Source organism: Streptococcus pseudopneumoniae, assembly GCF_001073085.1.
GTDB lineage: Bacteria > Bacillota > Bacilli > Lactobacillales > Streptococcaceae > Streptococcus > Streptococcus pseudopneumoniae_M.
Window position 1 is genome coordinate 64302 of record NZ_JVFV01000032.1, and the last position, 19828, is coordinate 84129.

General features: G+C 33.4%; 20 protein-coding genes and 2 pseudogenes. 7 read left to right on the forward strand and 15 right to left on the reverse strand.

Features of this window, described 5'->3' with window-relative positions; genetic code table 11:
• Window positions 1-282 precede the first annotated feature (282 nt).
• The 4 genes from ADH90_RS06910 to ADH90_RS06925 all read left to right on the forward strand — a co-directional run bounded on the left by ADH90_RS06910 (window position 283) and on the right by ADH90_RS06925 (window position 1918).
• Window positions 283-483, forward strand: coding sequence for a hypothetical protein (locus ADH90_RS06910; protein ID WP_049530573.1), 201 nt, complete (start codon window positions 283-285; stop codon window positions 481-483).
• Window positions 484-800: 317 nt separating this feature from the next.
• On the forward strand, window positions 801-965 hold the full coding sequence (locus ADH90_RS11615; protein WP_239681997.1) for a hypothetical protein: 165 nt from the start codon (window positions 801-803) through the stop codon (window positions 963-965).
• A complete protein-coding gene (locus ADH90_RS06920) occupies window positions 955-1533 on the forward strand; it encodes a toxin-antitoxin system HicB family antitoxin (RefSeq protein ID WP_049530574.1) in 579 nt (192 codons plus the stop codon). The genes ADH90_RS11615 and ADH90_RS06920 overlap by 11 nt, the downstream gene beginning before the upstream one ends.
• A gap of 1 nt (window position 1534) precedes the next feature.
• A complete protein-coding gene (locus ADH90_RS06925) occupies window positions 1535-1918 on the forward strand; it encodes a hypothetical protein (RefSeq protein ID WP_049530575.1) in 384 nt (127 codons plus the stop codon).
• Between the two features lie 427 nt (window positions 1919-2345).
• On the opposite strand, the gene ADH90_RS06930 is transcribed toward ADH90_RS06925, so the two are convergent.
• The 8 genes from ADH90_RS06930 to ADH90_RS06965 form a co-directional block, all read right to left on the reverse strand.
• Entirely contained in the window at window positions 2346-2732 is a 387-nt protein-coding gene (locus tag ADH90_RS06930; protein WP_049530576.1) for a hypothetical protein, read from the reverse strand.
• Window positions 2733-3420: 688 nt separating this feature from the next.
• Window positions 3421-3984, reverse strand: a complete 564-nt coding sequence (locus ADH90_RS06935) for a TMEM175 family protein (protein WP_049530577.1) — start codon at window positions 3982-3984, stop codon at window positions 3421-3423.
• A gap of 151 nt (window positions 3985-4135) precedes the next feature.
• Complete coding sequence (locus ADH90_RS06940; RefSeq protein WP_049530578.1) at window positions 4136-4786, reverse strand: DsbA family oxidoreductase; 651 nt, start codon at window positions 4784-4786, stop codon at window positions 4136-4138.
• 23 nt (window positions 4787-4809) lie between these two features.
• Window positions 4810-4989, reverse strand: a complete 180-nt coding sequence (locus ADH90_RS06945; protein ID WP_000101265.1) for a type Z 30S ribosomal protein S14 — start codon at window positions 4987-4989, stop codon at window positions 4810-4812.
• Window positions 4990-5259: a hypothetical protein gene (locus ADH90_RS06950; protein WP_049530580.1), complete on the reverse strand. Its 270-nt coding sequence runs from the start codon at window positions 5257-5259 to the stop codon at window positions 4990-4992.
• Entirely contained in the window at window positions 5256-6176 is a 921-nt protein-coding gene (gene trxB / locus ADH90_RS06955) for a thioredoxin-disulfide reductase (protein WP_049530581.1), read from the reverse strand. Before trxB ends, ADH90_RS06950 begins: the two co-directional genes overlap by 4 nt.
• Window positions 6177-6184: 8 nt before the next feature.
• Window positions 6185-6499, reverse strand: coding sequence for a thioredoxin (trxA, locus tag ADH90_RS06960; protein WP_049530582.1), 315 nt, complete (start codon window positions 6497-6499; stop codon window positions 6185-6187).
• Window positions 6500-6967: 468 nt separating this feature from the next.
• Entirely contained in the window at window positions 6968-7627 is a 660-nt protein-coding gene (locus tag ADH90_RS06965; protein WP_049530583.1) for an ArsR/SmtB family transcription factor, read from the reverse strand.
• A 413-nt stretch (window positions 7628-8040) separates the two neighbouring features.
• Between ADH90_RS06965 and ADH90_RS06970 the strand changes: the two are divergent.
• Window positions 8041-8343: pseudogene (locus ADH90_RS06970) on the forward strand (tyrosine-type recombinase/integrase); the annotation flags it as partial.
• A 364-nt stretch (window positions 8344-8707) separates the two neighbouring features.
• On the opposite strand, the gene ADH90_RS06975 reads toward ADH90_RS06970, so the two are convergent.
• From ADH90_RS06975 to pezA, 5 genes and pseudogenes are all read right to left on the reverse strand, one after another.
• Complete coding sequence (locus ADH90_RS06975; RefSeq protein WP_049530586.1) at window positions 8708-9295, reverse strand: hypothetical protein; 588 nt, start codon at window positions 9293-9295, stop codon at window positions 8708-8710.
• Between the two features lie 43 nt (window positions 9296-9338).
• Window positions 9339-11264, reverse strand: a pseudogene (locus ADH90_RS06980) (UvrD-helicase domain-containing protein).
• Window positions 11246-13285, reverse strand: a complete 2040-nt coding sequence (locus ADH90_RS06985; RefSeq protein WP_049530588.1) for an ATP-dependent nuclease — start codon at window positions 13283-13285, stop codon at window positions 11246-11248. The pseudogene ADH90_RS06980 and the gene ADH90_RS06985 overlap by 19 nt, the downstream one beginning before the upstream one ends.
• Window positions 13275-14060: a type II toxin-antitoxin system toxin PezT gene (pezT, locus tag ADH90_RS06990; protein WP_049530589.1), complete on the reverse strand. Its 786-nt coding sequence runs from the start codon at window positions 14058-14060 to the stop codon at window positions 13275-13277. Before pezT ends, ADH90_RS06985 begins: the two co-directional genes overlap by 11 nt.
• Window positions 14060-14536 carry a type II toxin-antitoxin system antitoxin PezA gene (gene pezA, locus ADH90_RS06995; protein ID WP_049530591.1) on the reverse strand — a complete coding sequence of 159 codons (477 nt, stop codon included), beginning with the start codon at window positions 14534-14536 and terminating at the stop codon, window positions 14060-14062. The genes pezT and pezA overlap by 1 nt, the downstream gene beginning before the upstream one ends.
• A gap of 240 nt (window positions 14537-14776) precedes the next feature.
• Here pezA and ADH90_RS11325 point away from each other — a divergent pair, with 240 nt between their 5' ends.
• A complete protein-coding gene (locus ADH90_RS11325) occupies window positions 14777-17077 on the forward strand; it encodes a hypothetical protein (protein ID WP_049530593.1) in 2301 nt (766 codons plus the stop codon).
• Here ADH90_RS11325 and ADH90_RS07005 read toward each other — a convergent pair.
• On the reverse strand, window positions 17058-18008 hold the full coding sequence (locus ADH90_RS07005; RefSeq protein WP_049530595.1) for an ATP-grasp domain-containing protein: 951 nt from the start codon (window positions 18006-18008) through the stop codon (window positions 17058-17060). The two genes, ADH90_RS11325 and ADH90_RS07005, sit on opposite strands and share 20 nt — an antisense overlap.
• An 89-nt stretch (window positions 18009-18097) precedes the next feature.
• Between ADH90_RS07005 and ADH90_RS07010 the strand changes: the two genes are divergently transcribed.
• On the forward strand, window positions 18098-18997 hold the full coding sequence (locus tag ADH90_RS07010) for a tyrosine-type recombinase/integrase (protein ID WP_049530596.1): 900 nt from the start codon (window positions 18098-18100) through the stop codon (window positions 18995-18997).
• A gap of 22 nt (window positions 18998-19019) precedes the next feature.
• On the opposite strand, the gene ADH90_RS07015 is transcribed toward ADH90_RS07010, so the two are convergent.
• A partial coding sequence (locus ADH90_RS07015; protein ID WP_239681996.1) for a hypothetical protein occupies window positions 19020-19828 on the reverse strand: 809 nt, incomplete at its 5' end.

Here is a 19828-nt window from a genome sequence, read left to right on the forward strand (position 1 = left end):
TAATTATCAATCCAAAAGATGTCAATAAAAAAGAACACCCCAAAAGGTGCTCTTTGTAAGTATAGTAATTCTTTCGAATTAACGTTTACTAAATTGTGATGCTTTACGAGCTTTCTTAAGACCTGGTTTGTAAAGTATGGGTTTCAGTTGGGTTAAAAACAACATAATATCAAGGTTTTTAAGAACAATATATGCTAATTAATTTCATAAAATATGAATTAATAGATTCTAAATAGGGGAAGAATCAGCAGGGGGAGTTCATTATATCATACAGAAATTTCAATGTTTTTAAGAGGAGGAACTAGTCAGTCTGCAAAGTATAATAAGAAAAATGGGAATTCCTATAAGAATATTGACAACCTAGTCGATTTTGATAGACCTGTTCACATAGTTCCCCATATGTTCCAACATAGTTTTGTTTCAGTCATGGCTGATAAGAATCTAATCCTAAACGTTATTCGAGAGTTTGTAGGACATTCATAAGATAGTAGGGAAATAGAAAAAATCTACCTTCATGTCATGCAAAAAGGGAAAACATAAGATTGAACAAGCCATGATAGATTTATCTGAAATAATTTCTTGATTATTATAATCAGTTAAAATTCAGTTATTTTATTAAAATTAAGAGAAATTCTTGAATTTAGCGAATTTTTGGGATATAATTATTATGACACCATATATAGTGTCACTTTAGGTGAGGTATGTCATGGGCAAAGAAAAAGAGTTGCAAAAAATAAAAAATGACCCCCAAATCTGTTACCCCTGAACGTTTAGAAACTCTGTGCAAAAAGTATGGTTTTATGTGGAGAGAAGGAAGCAATCATTCAATAACGACTCATCCTTTGTTACAGGAGAGTTTTCCAATACCACGACATAAACCTATTAAACCAGTTTATGTTAAGAAGATTATAAAGATGATTGAGAAAGTGATAGAATTAGAGGAGGGTTTAAGTAATGAGGGATAAAGAATATTATCTTGGACTAAATTATCCTATTTTGATTAACAAAATATATGAAGATGGTGAGTGGTTATTTACTGCTTCTATTAAAGAATTACCTGGATTAATTGTTTATGGCGAAACTTTGGAAGAAGTTTATGAAGAAATTGAATTAGCTAAAGCTGATTGGATTGAGGCTAATCTTGAGTGGGGCAGAGAAATTAAAGAACCTCTTGAAAATTCTTTAGAGGAATATAGTGGGAAGATAACCCTACGAATAGCCAAAACATTACATAGGAATTTAAAAGAACGTTCTGAAATCGAAGGTATTAGTTTAAATCAAACTATAGTGCAATTGATTAATGATGGAATATATAAGCAGAGTCAAAATTCTTTTGAACAATTAGCTAGCAAATTTGAAATCATGACTAAGCAATTTAGCAGAACCATTGAAGAAAAGGTCTCTTCACCAGTACAACATATTCATTACATTGTGAAAAACGAGTCCGAAACTAGGTTACCATATAAAGAACAGAATATTCCTAATAGAAGGAATACAAAAGGTAATGTTATTTCATTGTCAGTTGGAGGCTAAAATGAAATCAACAAATATAGAAATAAGAAAAATTACATTTAATAAATTTGAATTTGCCGTACATCAAGATGAGGTAACGAAGGAGGATGGGAAAGCTACTATTAGCGTGAATCTTCCTGATAGAGAAGAAGGGCAAAATAATCAGATTATTATAATTAATATGGAAATCACCTACCCAGACAGTAGGTATAATATTTATGCCGAGATTAAAGCCGTATATTCAGTTTTAGTCACTGATTTACCAGAAGATCTCTCTACAGATACTGAATTTCAACAAGCATTAATTCATCCAATGATAGAGAAACTTAGACTTTATACTGGTTTCTTTTCAGAGGGTGCTTACGGAGCTATTCAAATTCCAAACATGCATTTCAATAATGATTAATTAATTATTTATTTTTAACTGAAGTATCTTAATCAGTTAAAATTCAATTATTTTGCTAAAATTAAAAGGAAAAAGCCTTTGAAATACTGATTTCATAGGCTTTTATTATATCTAATTATTTCACTTCTGTAAAAATCAATTTCTACACTTACAAAGCTTATTCTGACAGACTTTATAACAGTCTAAGAAAAAAAGGTAGAGACTAAAATTACATCTGGATTTTCCAAAAATTATTTGTAAAACATAAAACTTGGTTTGGAAAGTATAGGTTTCAGTTGGACTAAGAATAGCGTAATACCAAGTCTGTTCAGAACTATATCTACTGATTGCTTTCATAAAATATGAATCAATATTTTTTAAATAAGGGAATAGTTTAGTTCTGTAAATACTAATATAATACACCAACAAATGTGTAAAATCTCCATATTCATTTTATATTCTTTAATTCTTGCCACTTACATTGTTTTATCCAATTACCTTCTGGGAGTTGATGTAATGCTTCATTTTTCACTTGATACTCTTCTATAACTTTGTATTCCTCATATGCTAACCTTTGCATATTTCTGTAATAATTATCAAACTGATATGGCACTTCTTTTATCACTTCAATTTCAACTAGTTTTCCATCTTTTAAAATATCTTTTATAATGTTTTCCGTAAGCTTCATTGTCACTTGTTTATTTGATGTGTTCCCCCAAATAAAATTATGAAAATGTCCACCAGCATCAAAGAAACGACATCTTATATCCGCAGCTCTCCCAATATAATGACAATGTTTATTTTTTTTTATTTTTATCGCAGGAAAAAATACCATAAACTCCTCTAATATTACTATTAATAATCTTTTTATCTATCAAAACTTCACTGGGTAATCGGCCCAATTTTTGCTTTATGTTTAAACGCATGTACTTTTAAAAACTACTGTATACTGTTCCTGTATTGTAGTTTACATTAACCCCTATATATATATTTATTTAAATTAGTTCTATCTAAAATCTTTACGAAACACTTAGTCTTTATACCTTTGATTCCTAAAGGACTTAATACTGTGTCTGCAACACATTATGCATTACAACAATTTATTGACAGAATTAAATGACATTCGATATTTTATAGCCATTCTAAATTTCATAAAAACTCCTTTTATAGTGTTATTATAGCAAAAAAACAACTATTTTCCTGAAACTTTTTTATTTGGTTATAATAGACATTTCTAGATATTTCCATTATATAGTGGTTGCCATCCAATCAAACATCGCTCTACTTGTTTTCTTGAGGCAACTGTGCATAGCATATCTCTATGCGACTAAAGTCGCTAGATCTAGCCTAATTGTGTACCGCCAGTTCTCATACAAAAAACACCTTGCAAGTTGCAAAGTATTTTCGTTTGTATTGTGCTTCCCAGCAACGAATTAACGTTTTGAGAATTGTGAAGCTTTACGAGCTTTCTTAAGACCTGGTTTTTATGACCGATGCTATTTAGCCATTATTTTTAGTCTTTTTCAAGATTTGTTGCTTAAAAAACCATAGATAACATTAACAATCATCAGTAGCGGGGCAATAGGAATGAGATTTGGAAAAAGATAACCAACTAATAATATGATCACTAGCTGCAATCCATATAATAGTGCCCACCGATAAGGTATCTTTTTTTCTTCAGCTGATAACGGTCTTTGACTCGTCTTGATCACCATTGCTGTCATGATTATCCAAGCTACATCCCAAAGGGCAAGAACGATGAGGTAAAACAGGAGAAAGGCAAAATTAGCGGAATGCTGTCCAATCCCTCGAGTCGCTAAGGGAACAAAACTAGCTGTTAAAAGCCAAAAACTATTGGCTCCAAATAAACGAAAGCTGACATGATCTACTAATTTGTAGAGTTCATGATAATATAGCCAGACTGCCATGATTTGCAAAAAACTAGTAATGTAGATAAAAAGCATGGGTAGCATGCTTCTAAGTCCTACTACGGTCAATTCCTCAGGTAACTGTAACTCCAAGGCCATAATTGTAACAATAATGGCCAATATAGCATCTGACAAGGCTTCTACTCTTTGTTTTTCCATTCTGTCCTCCTAATGACTGCTTTTTTCTAATGGCTGAGAGGTAGTTTCTAACGGCTGTGTTGAGGACTCTATGCTGCAGCCATCAATCCCACAAACTAAGCCTGTCTCTTCTGAATTGCTGTCTAGTAGTTGAAAAGGGGTATCTATCATTTTATTGTGCTCCTTCCTCTGCTTGAATTTGTTTTAGTACCGCTAACATGTATTCATAAGGCTGAGCACCTGAAATTCCATACTTATTGTTCAGAACAAAGAAAGGTGCACCTTGAACGCCTGACTGATGGGCTTCTAAGATATCGCGTTTGACCTCGTCAGCAAACGCATCTCCAGCAAGTACCTGCGCTGCCTCTTCTTGTGGTAGAGCGAACTCACTGATAACAGTTAGTAACACAGAATGATCCGCAATATTGGCATGTTCTTCAAAGTAAAGATAGTACAAGGCCGTAATGAAATTTTGATGATCTTTTTTATCTAAATACTCCTGCGACCATTTAATAAGACGGTGAGCTGAAAAGGTGTTGGTTGGGATAATCCCCGCCATATCAATACGAAGCCCTTCTTCATTTCCCATACTTTCCATGTGCGCAAACTGAGCTTTAGCTTGCTCAGTGGTCATACCGTGACTGGCAGCAAACTCTGTGAGCATGGTTTCACTTGTTTCTAAAGGCGCATTGGGATTTAGCTGGTAAGCTTTCATTGTCAAATCTTCCGGGTTTAAACCAACAGCTGCCATAGCACGCTTCATCCGACTAGCACCAATGTAACAAAATGGACAGGCAATATCTGACCAGTAACTAATTTCCATATTTCTTCCTTCCTTTCTTTCCACTACCAAGAAGCTTTTTTCAACCCAGGAATGACACCTTGGTAAGCTTGCTGGCGTAAACAAATCCGACAAAGTTTAAACTTGCGGTAGACCGAATGCGGGCGACCGCATGCTAAACAGCGTGAGTATTCTTGAACCGGGTAAGCCTTCTTTTTCCTTTGTATCAAAGCTTTTCTTGCCATTTAAACCTCTTTCTTATCAACCAATTGACCCTTTTTAAAGACTAATAAACTCGTCAGTGTAGGCTGAATGCCAAATAAAGAAATGAGACGGGGCACTTGAAAAATATCTGCTTGGTAAAGCACCAAATGCTCTCGTTCAGCCGTGTCTATGAGTTCTTTTTGCTCAAGAGACGATAGACTGCATTGATTTCCTGAAACAAGAAGAGCTAGATTTTGATGTTTGGCTAACAGTTCTTCTAATTCGATACTAGACGTGACTGATTTCATCATAGGTTATCAATATAGGCCAATGTATCTAGGGCAGCAATGGCACCGCTGCCTGCTGCAGTAATGGCTTGTTGGTATTTTGGATCTTGCACATCACCAGCTGCAAAAATACCTGCAACAGAGGTCTTTGCTGTTCCTGCCTGTGTTTGAATATAGCCTTTATCATCCAATGCTAATTTTCCATCAAGAAAAGCGGTGTTTGGTTGATGACCAATGGCCACAAAGAGACCGTCAGCCTGAATGTGCTCAATATCACCTGTTTCATTATTACGAACATCCAAACCAGTCATTCCCATCAGATTAGATGCAACTTTGATAGGCGTGTAATTTAACATCCAATGAATTTTATCATTTGCCTGAGCCCGTTTGGCCATAATATCAGATGCGCGTAACTCATTGCGGCGATGGACAACGGTCACTTTCGATGCAAAGCGTGTCAAATAGAGGGCTTCTTCCATAGCGACATCACCCCCGCCAACTACAAGGACTTCACGCTCTTTATAGAAGAAAGCATCACAGGTCGCACAAGCGCTGACACCTTTTCCGACGGCCTCTTCTTCGCCTTCAATCCCTAGGTATTTAGCGCTAGAGCCTGTTGCGATAATAACGGCCTTGGTATCAATGATTTCACCATTATCCAGATGTACCTCGAAAGGAGACTTTTCGCCTTCAATTTTTTGAACAAATCCAAAGGTCATTTCGGTGCCAAACTGTTCTGCTTGGCGGCGCATTGTTTGGACTAATTCATTGCCATCAATCCCGTTTTCAAAACCTGGATAATTTTCTACGAGGGTTGTGGTGGTTAATTGACCACCCTCAGAATAGCCTGTGATCAATCGATTTTTCAAACCAGCTCGACTTAAATAAATGCCAGCTGTGTACCCTGCAGGTCCTGAACCTACAATAATTGCATCATACATAAATCACCTCATGATAACTGTGCTTGGATTTTTTCCATCAATGTTTGTTTAGGATGAACACCAACAAGAGCATCAACGGGTTTGCCATCTTTAAAAATCACCATTGTTGGGATAGAACGAATGCCAAAGAGATTGGCCAGATCTTGTGATTGGTCCACATCCACCTGAGCAATCGTTACTTTTCCGTCAAAGTCCTGTGAAAGTTCTTCCACTATTGGCTCCATCATCCGACAAGGTGGGCACCACTGCGCCCCAAAATCGATAAAACTTACCCCATTTTGGATAGATTTCGCAAATGTTTCGGTTGTTAGTTGTGTCGTCATAAAAAACTCCTATCTAAAATAAAACGCCTCTATTCAATCATATAATTGAATAGCATAAGCATAAAAGAATGAATTTCAAAAAGGTTAACTTAGCCCTTCTAAAAATCCAATTTGTATCACTTAGTTTCTTTGAGATACTAAATAAGAAGTATTTCAAAGATGTAATTCAATAAAATTGTTGAATAAGTTGAGTAAAAAAGAAATTCAACTTTTTTATTGAATAGTTGAATTATAACACACTAAATCTATTTTGCAAAGATTTTGCTCACGAGTCTCCGGTTATAAGAAAAGAGGCTGGGACAAAAGTTCTAGCCTCTCAATTGTTTTTGGATTGTCGAGAAAGACGCAGTGGTTGAGTGGGCTCTACTACGCTGATTTCATCAGCTTTTACAGGCCTACTCAACTGTGCGGAGGTGGGACGACGAAATCGAATTCTAACGAATTACCGGTTTCTGTCCCACTCTCAAGTTATGAACGAGAGGATGCACCCCACTTCCAATCAGCAAAACTGCGATTGAGACTATAGATACTGTAGCCCAAACTCTGTAAATCCTGTGCTGCTAGGTTAGCATAGCCACATTGGCGCCCGCGACAATAAACAATGATGGTCTTCTCTTTGGGAAGCTGAGCTTTTTTTTGATCAAACTCATCGATTGGTAAATTAAGAGCTTTTGGCAAGTGCCCTGCCTCATACTCCTCAACAGGCCTTAAATCAAGTAGGAGAGCATCTGTCTTAGCTGCTAATTCAATTGCATTAGCGAGCTCAATCTGAGGAACACCAGCTGCCTCATCATAGTCTGACTCAATCGCTCTGACTTCTGCTAACTGTTCTTCACCGACGGCAAATAACAGAAGGACTAACTGGACAACCTTTTCAGAAGCCAAGCTATAACGGATAAAATTACCATTTCGACTCGTCACCACCAAGTGACTTTCTTTTAAAACCTGAAGGTGGCGCGAAGTATTGGCAACAGAGAGACCCGTCGCATGCGCAATTCCCTCAACTGTCTTTGGTCCCTGTGATAATATATTTAAAATATCAAGACGCTTCTCACTTCCTAGCCCCTTTGTTAAGCGAGATAGCTCTTGGTAAATATTTTGTTTGTAATCAATCATTTTCTCTTGCATCAAATCAACTCCTTATCTATTCAATTTAATAGTATAATTCTTAAAAACAATTGTCAACTATTCCATTCGAAAGATGTTGATACTCATTTGTGACAAAAAAGCCGGTATTCGCCAAAAAATAGAAAGAATACTTATCCTTAACATTTACTAATATTAATAGGTAAATCATGTAAAAAGAGACCTATCTCTGAAAAAATGAAATTTTTAACGAGCCGTAGTTTCTTTTGTGACATACTATCTATGTGCGACCATAAATTGTATCAAAATAATTTACTTAGAGCTCTCAACTGCCAACAATTTTCTAATGATTAATTTGAACATTCACAAAAATAATCCACAACTACTTCTGTTGTCGCTATTATCTCAAAGCCTAAAACAAGAGACAAGAAGTAAACAGCATGCAAGACATACTACCTGAACAGTTTGTCTTTACTTATATAGACACTAGAGGAAACATCAACAAGCCTTTACATGCTGACTATCTAAACGATAAAATGAAAAGCATCAGAGAGCGACATAAAGAGCTGGCACATGCTACACCGCATAAAATGCGACATACAGGAGCAACGCTTGCTAGACAAGCAGGAATGAGCTTAGAAGCTATTTCAGAAGCTCTAACATACAATGACACAGGAACAACACAGATTTATGTAAATACTTCTAATGTAGTTCCTATGACAGTAGGTGAATTTGCTTTAAAGTCTCTAAAACAATAAGGTGAAAATAAGGTAAACTTTTCAAAAAAACACGAAAAAAGCACCCATAAGGTAAACTTTTGAGTGCTTTGAAACGTTGATATAATCGGTTCGATTAACGTTTTGAGAACTGTGATGCTTTACGAGCTTTCTTAAGACCTGGCTGGAAACATTTCTATTTAAATAAGTTTCAAGATGTTTTTAAAATCAATATTTTTCCACATTTATAGAAAACAGAATTTCATCTAATTTGAATAAATTTCAGTTGAATGGTGTGAATTTTACCCTAAAAATACACGAATTGAGCTAGATTTTACCAAAAAGTTCACACCATTTAAATTGTTATTGCTTTGTACATTTGATATACGGAATGCATTATAAATTATCACAAATATCTCTCAATATGCTCTACGAAGATAAAAGGTTCTATATCTTTAAGAGCGAGACCTTTAGATAGAGTAAGGCATTGTTTTGCTGTACCTTTTCCTGGTCGATGGTAAAACGTTCTAATCCCTTGAAGGAATATTCCAAAACGCGAATGACGTCCCGAGGCTGTCATCTCATCTAAATATTTGTCAACAGCTAAAGCGAATACATTTCCATAATACCTATCATCGTCAAATCTTGTTCTAGTCATATAATCTTGAATGTCATAGAGCATAGATTTCATATTTCGATAATTGGGTGCTCCCACCAATGCTCGACTAGCTCTATTTATACCATCAACATAACTGTAAGCATCATTTAATTTACCAAAATCCCAAAACCTTTTAGAATCAAAATACTCATACTCCATATCTAGTTGTGATTTTAATATTCTTAAAATGGACAGTGCTGTACTGTCATCTTTATTTTTTATTGCCACATAAGTTTCTTCTACTCCGGTATTATAAAAATCAATGTGCTGATTAATTTCAGAACCTAGAACACCTGTAATATCAAATTCAAGTAAATCATTTTCCAATGTAATCATAATTTCTCCTTCAACATTCAGTTCAACAATTGTTAAAGTTTATTTACTCTTTAACTAATGACAGAACATTAACAATATCACTCTGTTCAAAATAATCTTTAGCTTTTTCAAGAATCTGTTGGTCATTACATGGCATATAAACAATTAAGTTTTTTATTGCTCTAGTGATTGTAACATAAAATAGTTTCTTAGTTCTGTTTTGAACCTTCTCATTAGATGAACCTTTACCAAATATAGAATTAAAATTATATTGATTCCATCTTCCATTATCTAACAAAACTAAGACATTCTCATATTCACTGCCTTTAACCTTATGCTGAGTTATGACAGATACATATTCTCTAAGATAAGCAATACTATTTACATATTCTTGAAATGGTAATTTCTCAAGGCGTAACCATAAATAATAGCCCTTATTTTCTATAAAATTAGTAAATAAGTCGTCCTTTGAAATTAATCCAGTTCTCTCTGCAAGTTTTATGACTTTTCCAATTGTAATATCACTATCAGAGATTTCTTTCATAATTTTAGATAGATTAATTTTATCAGCAGACGAAGTTATTTTAAAGCAAGTAATACGCAAAAAATCGTTATGCTTACCTATTTTATATAGTTCTATTAGTTCAAAGATTAGATCTAATCTTTTAAGAATCCTATCTCTATCTGTACCCGCCTCATATCTACTACTTAAACCATTAAATTTATAGGCCAATAAAGAATCTTTATTAACTTTACTCTTACTAATCACTTCTTCAAACAAAAATGTCTTAATTTCTTCGTAAATGGCTAAAAGTTCTGGAATAGATTTGACAATATCAATTATTAATGGACCTCCCTTTCTAACAACAATTTGAGCTTCTTCTACTAATTCTTCAAAAGATTTTCCTTTATCAACTAACTCACTTGCATTAAATTTTTTCTTCATATCTGTAATTAATTTTACAAGCAAATCAGAATTATACAATTCAAATAGTTTAGAAAACCCAGCCATTTCTGCATTAAGTTTGTGTGTTAATCGCAATTCCTTTGTTTTCTGTGGTATATCAAACTCTAATTCTTTAAATAGTTCGCTATTTCTAAGATCTTCAAGGTGGGTAATTCCATCACCATAAATGAATTTCACCGTCCCTTCAATTACATTACCATTATTCATGTTTGGAGCCGCTACATCACTAGAAGGAATCTGAACTAATCCATCGCTTCTAAATTTATTTGCTAAATTAATAACTTTTCGTGGATTACGTCTATTTTGATTTTTTTGTATTTTTTCAAGACCATAGGAATCTATGTTTCCCACTCCTGAGTCATAGATAGCCTGCATTGAATCTCCAAAAAAACCTACAATATTATCTCTAGTACTCTTTCTGAGATGCTCTAATAAAATTTTTACAACTAAGGAACTCGTATCTTGATACTCGTCAACAAAAATATAGTTTGCAGTATCCTTTAAAATATCACTCAACTTCTTATATTTAGAAAACATTTTTTCAGCAACTATAAGAACATGGTCATGACTTATTTGAACTTTATTTTGCTCAGTTATGCTCATAGAATACCATTCAGTATATTCAACACGAACACCATCAAAATAATCAAGCGAAATAAGTTCCTCACCTAATACTTCCTTTGGAGCAACGAATAAGATTTGTTCATTATCATTTATTAACTCAACAAGACATTCTTTAATCTCTTTTTAGAAATTTTCAATGACATGCCATATAAAATCGTGAATAGTTGAAACCCGTAAATTATCATTAATGATTCTAGATCTAATCTCTGCAACAGCATTGTTAGTATAAGTAATGCATACAATAGATTTTTTTGGTTCTTCCTTAGATATTTTTTCAATAATGGAAATTAATGAATAAGTTTTCCCACTCCCAGCACCACCCTCAAGTATAAAATTTTGACCTTGTTTTATTACTTCAAATACCTTTCCTACCTCCGGTTCTACTGTTCTCTCAACCATAATAATCCCTCCGAAATATAGTTAGGTACTTTCCAGGTATTTTCTTCACCTTCAAAATATAATAAACTTGATGCAAATGCAGATTTTTTGTTCACTTTATCCCTAGCAAATTTATAGAAATCTTCTATTTCACTATCATCAAAATCTTTTAAAGCTTCAAATTTGATAAGACCAGCTTTTTGATTAATAATGAATTGTTTATTTAAACTGATAAAAGCATCCTCAAAACTAGCAGGCTGATAACCATTTTCATCTTCGGGAATTTGATATGCAATACGAATTCTATCATCTGATGATATTTTTTCTGCAAAACTCTTTTGGGCTACTATTGAAAAAACTTCATCCCCAGAAATATCAAAAAAACTTTTAATTGAAGTATTTGTCGTAGAGGTAGCAGCTACTGCTGAGCAAGAAGTCAAGCGATTATTTTCATTTTTATTCGCTGGATCAATATCCGTAATTATCAATACTTTTATTCCTAAAAAATCAAATAACTTCCTAAACACTTGTGAATGAGCACCTGTTTCAATGATTGAAATATTTTGAGAAAGCAATGGCATTGTATTAGAAGCTTGATTTATTGGATTGGCTGTATCTACCTTTTGCATCATCGTAGGAATTAAAATCCTTTCTGTATCACCCTCAACACAAATGACTTTATCAGCAAAAAATAATTCACTACTATTGAGAGTAAGGTACTGCTTTACAAATTTATATCCTAGTTGTTCATCACCATATTCTTCTTTCAATGAATTAAAAGCCTTTGATACTGCTGTGCCGTTATCACGTTTAAAATAAATTAGATCATCAAAGTTACAATCAGAAACTATATGAGAGGAATGAGTTGTAATTAAAGTTTGAATACAACTAAAATCTCCACTTTCTTTTAGTTCATCATTGTGTTCCTTTAGCAAATCTTTAATATTCTTGATAAAAATATACTGTAATTGTGGATGTGTATGTGATTCTGGTTCTTCAATATATATTAGGTTAATATCAGCAGGTTCGTTTTTTATATCTGCCATTAAAGTTTCAATTTCAAAAATGATTCCATATAAATTTAAATATCCCAAACCATTATATGTTTCAGGTAATAGACTATCGTCATGCTTATAATACAGTGTCGTATTATTACTTAAAATATCTTTCTCAGACAGTGATGAATGAATTGCTAACTCTGATTCACTATCATTTCCACCAAATCTTTTGACGCGTTCAAAGACTGAAGTAAAAATTCCTTCGACGCTATCATCACCACTATATGCTCTGGTTAAAGTTTCATCTGCCTTTAAAATAGCAGATTGTAGTAAATTATTTGCTTTACTGTTAATTTCTTCGCCATTATTTAATTTATAAAATCGATTTGATGTCTTAGATAATGAATGGTTACTTTCTTTATTAGATACTTCTCGACTAGCACTAATCCCTCTTACTTTAATAATTTTATGAACATCTTTCATTTCATGTAAATCAGACTTTTCTTCTGTCATTTCTTGAGTAATAGGATTATATCCACGTGAATAAATCTGTATTTCGAAAAATTTATTCAGATTTTTCTTCATAAATGATTCAAATTTTGAAAAATCATCTGCAAAATCACAAGTCAAACTACTTATCTCGCGAAGCTTTTGAGTAGGAATTATATACGAAAATTCAAGAATAATAAAATTATTTTCGGGATTTAAATCCATCATAAATCCTTGGATATTTTGATAAGAATCTGATTCTGAGTATTGAATCCAAATTTGAAGATTAATCCCTAAAATAGACGATAATTCTGAATCAGGAATATCAGAGACTCTCTTTATATTCTCAAAGATTTCCCTCCTATGATATAAATTAATATCTTCCCATACCAAATTGTGATTGGAATTTTTATTGAATATTTTTTCTAATACAGATAAAACCGAAGTCTTGCCACAATTGTTTTTACCCACAATCAAGGATAAATCATTTTTCAACTCTAAAGAGAAATCGTTTAATAAACGATAATGTTGAATATAGATTTTTTTAATTTCCATCAATTATACCTTTTTTCATTTCCATTAATTCTCTCAACCGTTCCTGTCCCATCTTCAACATCTCTTTTTCCACCTTGTTCCATTTTCCAAATAGGCATTCGTGTAGAACTTCTGATGCTGAGATTTGATCTACTTGCGAATCATAAACGCACGATTGATCTCTTTGATAAATTTGAATTTGTCTAAAAAGTTTAGCCTTTTCCAACTCTCGTAAGTTATCAACTAAATGTTCTACAATTCCATCATGGTGCTTTTTAGGAGTCGCTCTCGCTTGACTAGGATCTATGGCGTAGAGCTCTTCGTAACGTATCAAGGTGCTAAGGTAGGACAATTCAGGCTTGGTCGCAATCAGTGCAAGTGAGACTTGGTAACCTTTAGTTGTCAATAATTGTGCAGTTTTTCTAGGGACTTCTGTTGTTCTCAAGGTGCCTTCGATTAACAAATGATAACCTTGTTTACTCAATTCATCTACGAGATATTCAACCATTTTTCCCGCAAAAACCTTGGTATAATCCACACTATCTTTTCCATACTTTTCCTGTAGGTCAAGGTAGTTCGGATGAAAAGAACGATAACTATCTCCATCAATGATAATGATATTGCCTTGGAATTCCCTTTGTTTCACACGATGAATCGTTGTCTTACCAGCACCACTCTGTCCACCGAGCAAGATAGCCTTGGGCTGAGACGAAGTTATTTTACCACGAGTTAAAGAACGAACGAGTCGTTTGGATGCTCGTTCAAAATCATCTTGACTAAATTCTTCTAGTTTCATTAAGCCACCACTAGATGACTAGCTTGTTCTAGCATACGTTCAATGCCATCCAAATAGCCATTATATCGCTCTACATCCTCAAAAGTTCCTACAAGATAAATCTTCGTGTTAATCAAATCAGAAAGATCATCGCTCATTAGTACCCAAGGATTAGAAGTATCGTCAAATGCAATTCCTTGTTCATCTTGTAAACGATAAAGTTGCGCTAAGATATTCGCCCCTCGTTCTTTAATCACTTCAATTTTCAGAGTTAACTGATAATCTTCTACTGGTGTGAGCATTTTTTCCTCCCCTACAATATCGATATAGGAAACATTAAATTTCTTGCAGATACGATCTATTAATTCTGTTGAAACTGAACTTGTCCCATTTTCATAACGACTCAGACTATTTCTAGAGATACCAACAATCTTTGCAAACTCAGGTTGCGTTAAATTCTGTGTTTTACGTAACGTTTTTATATTTTCTCCAATCATATAACTCCTCCTTTTATTTATTTCTATTATAGCACAAAAAAGATAAACGCACCATTTTTGGTGCGTTGTTACCGATAGATAGAATTCCACATATTTAGTTATTGAAGAAAAGGTTTTATGAGTCTGTTCAAAAAGTTTTTGAGAATATAAAAAAGTAAGAAAAGTATAATCGAAAACATATTGGAGATATGAATCTATGGTATACTAGTGATAATAAATAGTTATCGGTAGGAGAATGTCATGAAGTTTATCAATCGTAAAGAAGAGCTCCGTAATTTACAAAAGGATTACACTAATAATTTGAATCGTGGATTGAATCAAGTTTATATCATTAAAGCTGATTCAGGCGTAGGGAAATCCGAATTTATTAAAGAAATATCTAAGAAACTAAACTTATCTTTTATAGAAGTTCTTCCATTAGATGATAGCAATGATTTTTCAACATTTAAAAGATTTGTTATAGAATTGGATAAAATCAGTAACGAATATGGTTATGATGATTTTAAAGAATTTTACACCAAAAAAATGACTAGTGATAAAGCTATTAAAATATTGCTGAAAATTTCAGCAATATTTGGTAAAGCATTTATTGGAACATTTTTTAAAGATAATAATATTGGACTAGAAGCGTCAGAGATTGACTTACCTTCATTGATAGAAGAACCTACTCAATATGAGACATTTGTGCTAAAAGCTCAAGTGGAAAATCTCTTTGAATATGCTAATTATGTTCTAAAACAGAGAAAATTGTCTATTTTGTATCCACAAGCATCTCAGATTGATCGTTCTTCTTTGGATTTATTTAATAAATTAATAGTTACTTCTCAACAATGCCTGTTTATTTTTGAGTGTGATGATAACAGAGTGGAGCAGTATTTGAAAAATAGTAGTAAATTTTTTCTTAAAACCTATCACTTAAATCGACTTTCTAATGAACATATTCTTCATTACATCCAACAATTAACTGAAGAGTTAGAATTGAATTATGAGCAAATTGATTTTACAATTTTACATGATAGTGTTGAAAAAGGAGATTTAGCAGAAATCTCCACAATTTTAAAGGATTTTGATGATAGAGTACAGTTGGATCGGACAGTAAAATTACAGACGATTAAACAAATTGTTGAAGAATTATCAGACAAACAAATAGCCCTTTTAATCTTACTTTCCTTAACAAAGAATAGGTTAGCTCAAGTTGATTTGATGGAAATTTTATCCCAACTATACGGGGAGTTTGATTCGGAAAATATTGATTTTCTAGTAAACAAAGATTTACTAGAACGAAATCACTCTTCCTTATCAATCCCTAATTTTATAGATATAGTTGTTAGCCCTACAACATTTTTCCCTAAGTTAAGACTAGCTCTAAGCTCTCTTTTAGTTAAGTATATTAGCCGAAAGTTATATAAAACTAATAGTGCTGAATATCTTGATATTTTAGTTGACCATTATTTACTTCACCGCCAATTTTTACAACTCAAATCTATTTTCCCTAAAATTCGAGAGAGATTGATAAGAATTGATTCACAAGAAGGGCGTGTAGCCTATTTTGAGAAATTCAATCTGATACAGCATGATGTAAAAACAATTGATGAAGATTTTATACTGACACTTGTAAAAATTGCCTATGATGCTAATTTGTATCAACAATCCCTATCTTTCATTAATTTTATCTCTCACAATATTGATAAGGTTGTTTTTGGCAAAGCATTATTACTAAATCGATGTGAAAAATTTGATGCTTCTATTAACTATATTGAAAAAAATATAGTTAAGCTAGATAAAAACTCATCACAATACTTCCAGCTTTCTTTAGTTTTAATAATGAACTTAGTACAACTTGAAAAACGAGAAGAAGCAAAACGTATTTTCGAGGAATTAAGTACGCAACACACTCATCCACTATATCCCTACTTAATCAGATTATCTAATGTTTTTTATAGCCAATTTTCTGACCGTATAAAAATTGTTCAGTCAATTACGGAGAGAATTTTTAAGGAACAAGATTCTGAATTTTCAGGACTTCATGCTATCTATCTAGCTTACTTATATGCTGTAGAAAGAGATGTTTCTCGTGCCGAACAATTTTTAATAACCGCTCGAAACTATTTCGGTGAATCACTTGTATATAATCATATGATTCTTCATAACGAGGCTACAATAAAATTTTATAGTGGAGATATTGATGAAGCAATACCGGAGTTACTTAATAGCGCAAAAATCACCGCATATGATGAATATGACCGATTTGCCATTTACAATAATTTAGTTGTTTATTATCTCTTAAAGGATAGAGTAGGTAGTCTTGAATGTCAGTCAATTGTTGTTGAATTGGAGGAACTCATCTCAAAGACATCTTTTAAGCGTTTTTTGGATAAGATTTACTACAATCTCTATCATTATTATCAAAAAATGTATAACCTCGAAAAAATGGAAGAATACAAAAATAAAATAGAGGAAGATATTATTAAGAATGATTACGAAATGAAGTTAATGTATGAAACTTCGTGGAAACTACCCCTTAATTTAAATGATGAGTAAAGAGTGTTTGTATCATTTCATCGTACGTATAGCCATTTATGTTGAATGTTTTAGGTACAACAGATTTTGGATACAACCCAGGATTAGCATTGATCTCTATTAGATAAAATTCTGCATTTTTTATTCGACCATCTACTCGTATCAATTTATTTGGAGACAAGTTCTTATAAAGTTGCTTTAAGTTGATAATATCTTTATCGCTTAAATAGCAACTTTTTTCGATTTCTATACCGATTTTTTGTTTAATTTCTGAAGTATAAGCCTGATACTTGAATTCATTAGATTCTGGAAAAATAAGTTCAACTTCTTCAAAGAATAACTCTCCTTCATTTTCCAAAATAGTAATAGCTACTTCTCTCCCTTCAATGTATTCCTCTACTAGAATACCATCAAAGTCCTTCATTAATTGCTTGAGTGCCATATCTGCCTGTTCCATATTTTCAACAATAGAGTTTTGTGTAATTCCTATTGATTCTGATTCATAGTTCGGTTTAATAATAATTGGATATTCAAAGTTCGATAGAATTTCTTTAGTGTATGAATGATCAAATACTAACAAGCTTTTTGGGACTTTTATACCAAAATTTTCTGCAAATCTCTCTGTCATAAATTTATCTTGACATAAAACTTGTACATATGGGTCTGGGTTGAAATATTTAATTTTATAATTTTCACAAAATGCTGGGACACTCATGTTTCTAATTCGGCTGTTATATCCAAAATCAAAATTTAACACAAAGTCGTCTAGGTGATTAAAAACACTTTTTTTGAATCTCTCAAAATTATCGTAAAATATGATTTCATCGATAAATTTAGAAAAACTTTTATGGAGAATATCTCTCAATTCATTGCGAGTGTATTCTCTATTTTCGATAATTTTTGTTTGAATGGATGAATCTGGGTTGACATTTAAAATTACTATTAATCTCATAATTTCTCCTACCGATAACTATTTATTATCACTATACAAAGCATCCAAATAAGTTTATAATAGCATGATTATTGATAAAGGAGTTATTCATGGATTATAAACATATTTCTACTTTCTTAGACTACTGCGAAACTCATAGACGCTTAAGTTCACATACGATTCGAGCTTACAAAAATGATCTTTTGCAATTTTACAATTCAAATTACAGCAGTGTGGAAACCTATGTTGAACATTTGACGAAATCCAATATTAAATCTAATACATTACGTCGCAAAATTGCTAGTTTGAAGGTGTTTTACAGCTACTTAAAATATCAGAATTTAGTTGATGAGAATCCTTTTAATCAATTACGTTTTCAATTTAGAACGGAAAAAATATTACCTAAAACAATTCCTTATGATATTTTGAAAAGTATTTTTTCACATCTAGAACAGAAAGTTGCCTATTCAAAAACTAAATATCAAAAACAAAAAGCTGAAAGAAATTTGCTAATCATTTCCCTATTGCTTTCAACTGGTATTAGGATTTCCGAACTTTGTCATATTCATCTTAAAAATATTAATCTTTCAAATAGGACTCTCCATATTATGGGAAAAGGTAAGAAAGAACGTATCCTATTTTTAGGAGATCAAATAACATTTAGCTTACTAGAAACATATATAAATAACTACTGCTTTCAACCCAGTGACTACCTATTCCCTGGAAAATATTCTATCAAACCATTGTCAGAGCAAAGTGTACGTTTAATTCTAAATACCCTTGTTAAACAACATAACTTAACTACACCTATTACTCCCCATATGTTTAGACATAGTTTCGCAACGATGCTTCTAGATAGTGATGTAGATATTCGATACATTCAACAATTTCTTGGACATAGTTCTATCTCAGTCACACAAATCTATACTCATGTATCTCAGTCAAAGCAAAAAGAAATTCTAACTCTGTGTAATCCCATCGCTTCGATTCATTCACAATCAAAAAAATAGGGCTACCTTCATGGAGGTAGCCCTATCCTGAATAATTAAGTCCAGTATCGTCACGAGCTTCGCCATTATAGGCAAATGGATTGCCTGTTGTGTCGGTGCTTGTCTTTCTTGCGCCATAGAGGTTATAGCTGCTTGATGCGACGGCTTGTCCATCCTTGGTCAAGCCTGTCACAGAGCCTGACTGGTTAGTCAAGTAGTTGTAGCTGTCACCTGTTTGGTTGTTGAGGTAGCTAGCTCGACCCTGACCATAGCCATAGGTCTCACGAGCCTTGCCATCATGATCATAGGTTTCAAGGACTTCTGTATGTTCACGATTGATATCGTTGACATAGTTGCGTTCCTCGTAGTAGTTGTAGGTATCCTCTCGTGTGGTATAAGGGATCAGAACATCCTGGACCTGACTGGCATAGGTTACTTCTCCCTGTCCCGGTAAGTTACCGAGTTCTGGTGGGTTGACCACGATTCCTTCCTTGGTCGCTCGATCCTTAGCCACTTTCTGGTGATAGGCTCTCGACACATCGTCAAAGATGCTATGCCAGATGCTTCCTATCGTTTGCGGTAGCGTGGATAGGGCTTGGAGGACATTCTGACTAAAGCCATACCAGAAGAGAGAGTTTTCTTCCCCACTTGGGGCTGTATATGGTGACTTACGACCTGACTTGCCTCTACCTGCATGCGATACCTGATCACCAGATTGATCTTCCTTAGGTTTGCGTTGGAAGAGTTGATAAGTGTTCTTGCCTTCCTTGCGACTAGCAGTGAAGACACGGTTATCATCCCCATCGTAAAGCGCAGCCATGAGAAGGCCCTTCTTGTCCTTGATCGCAAGCA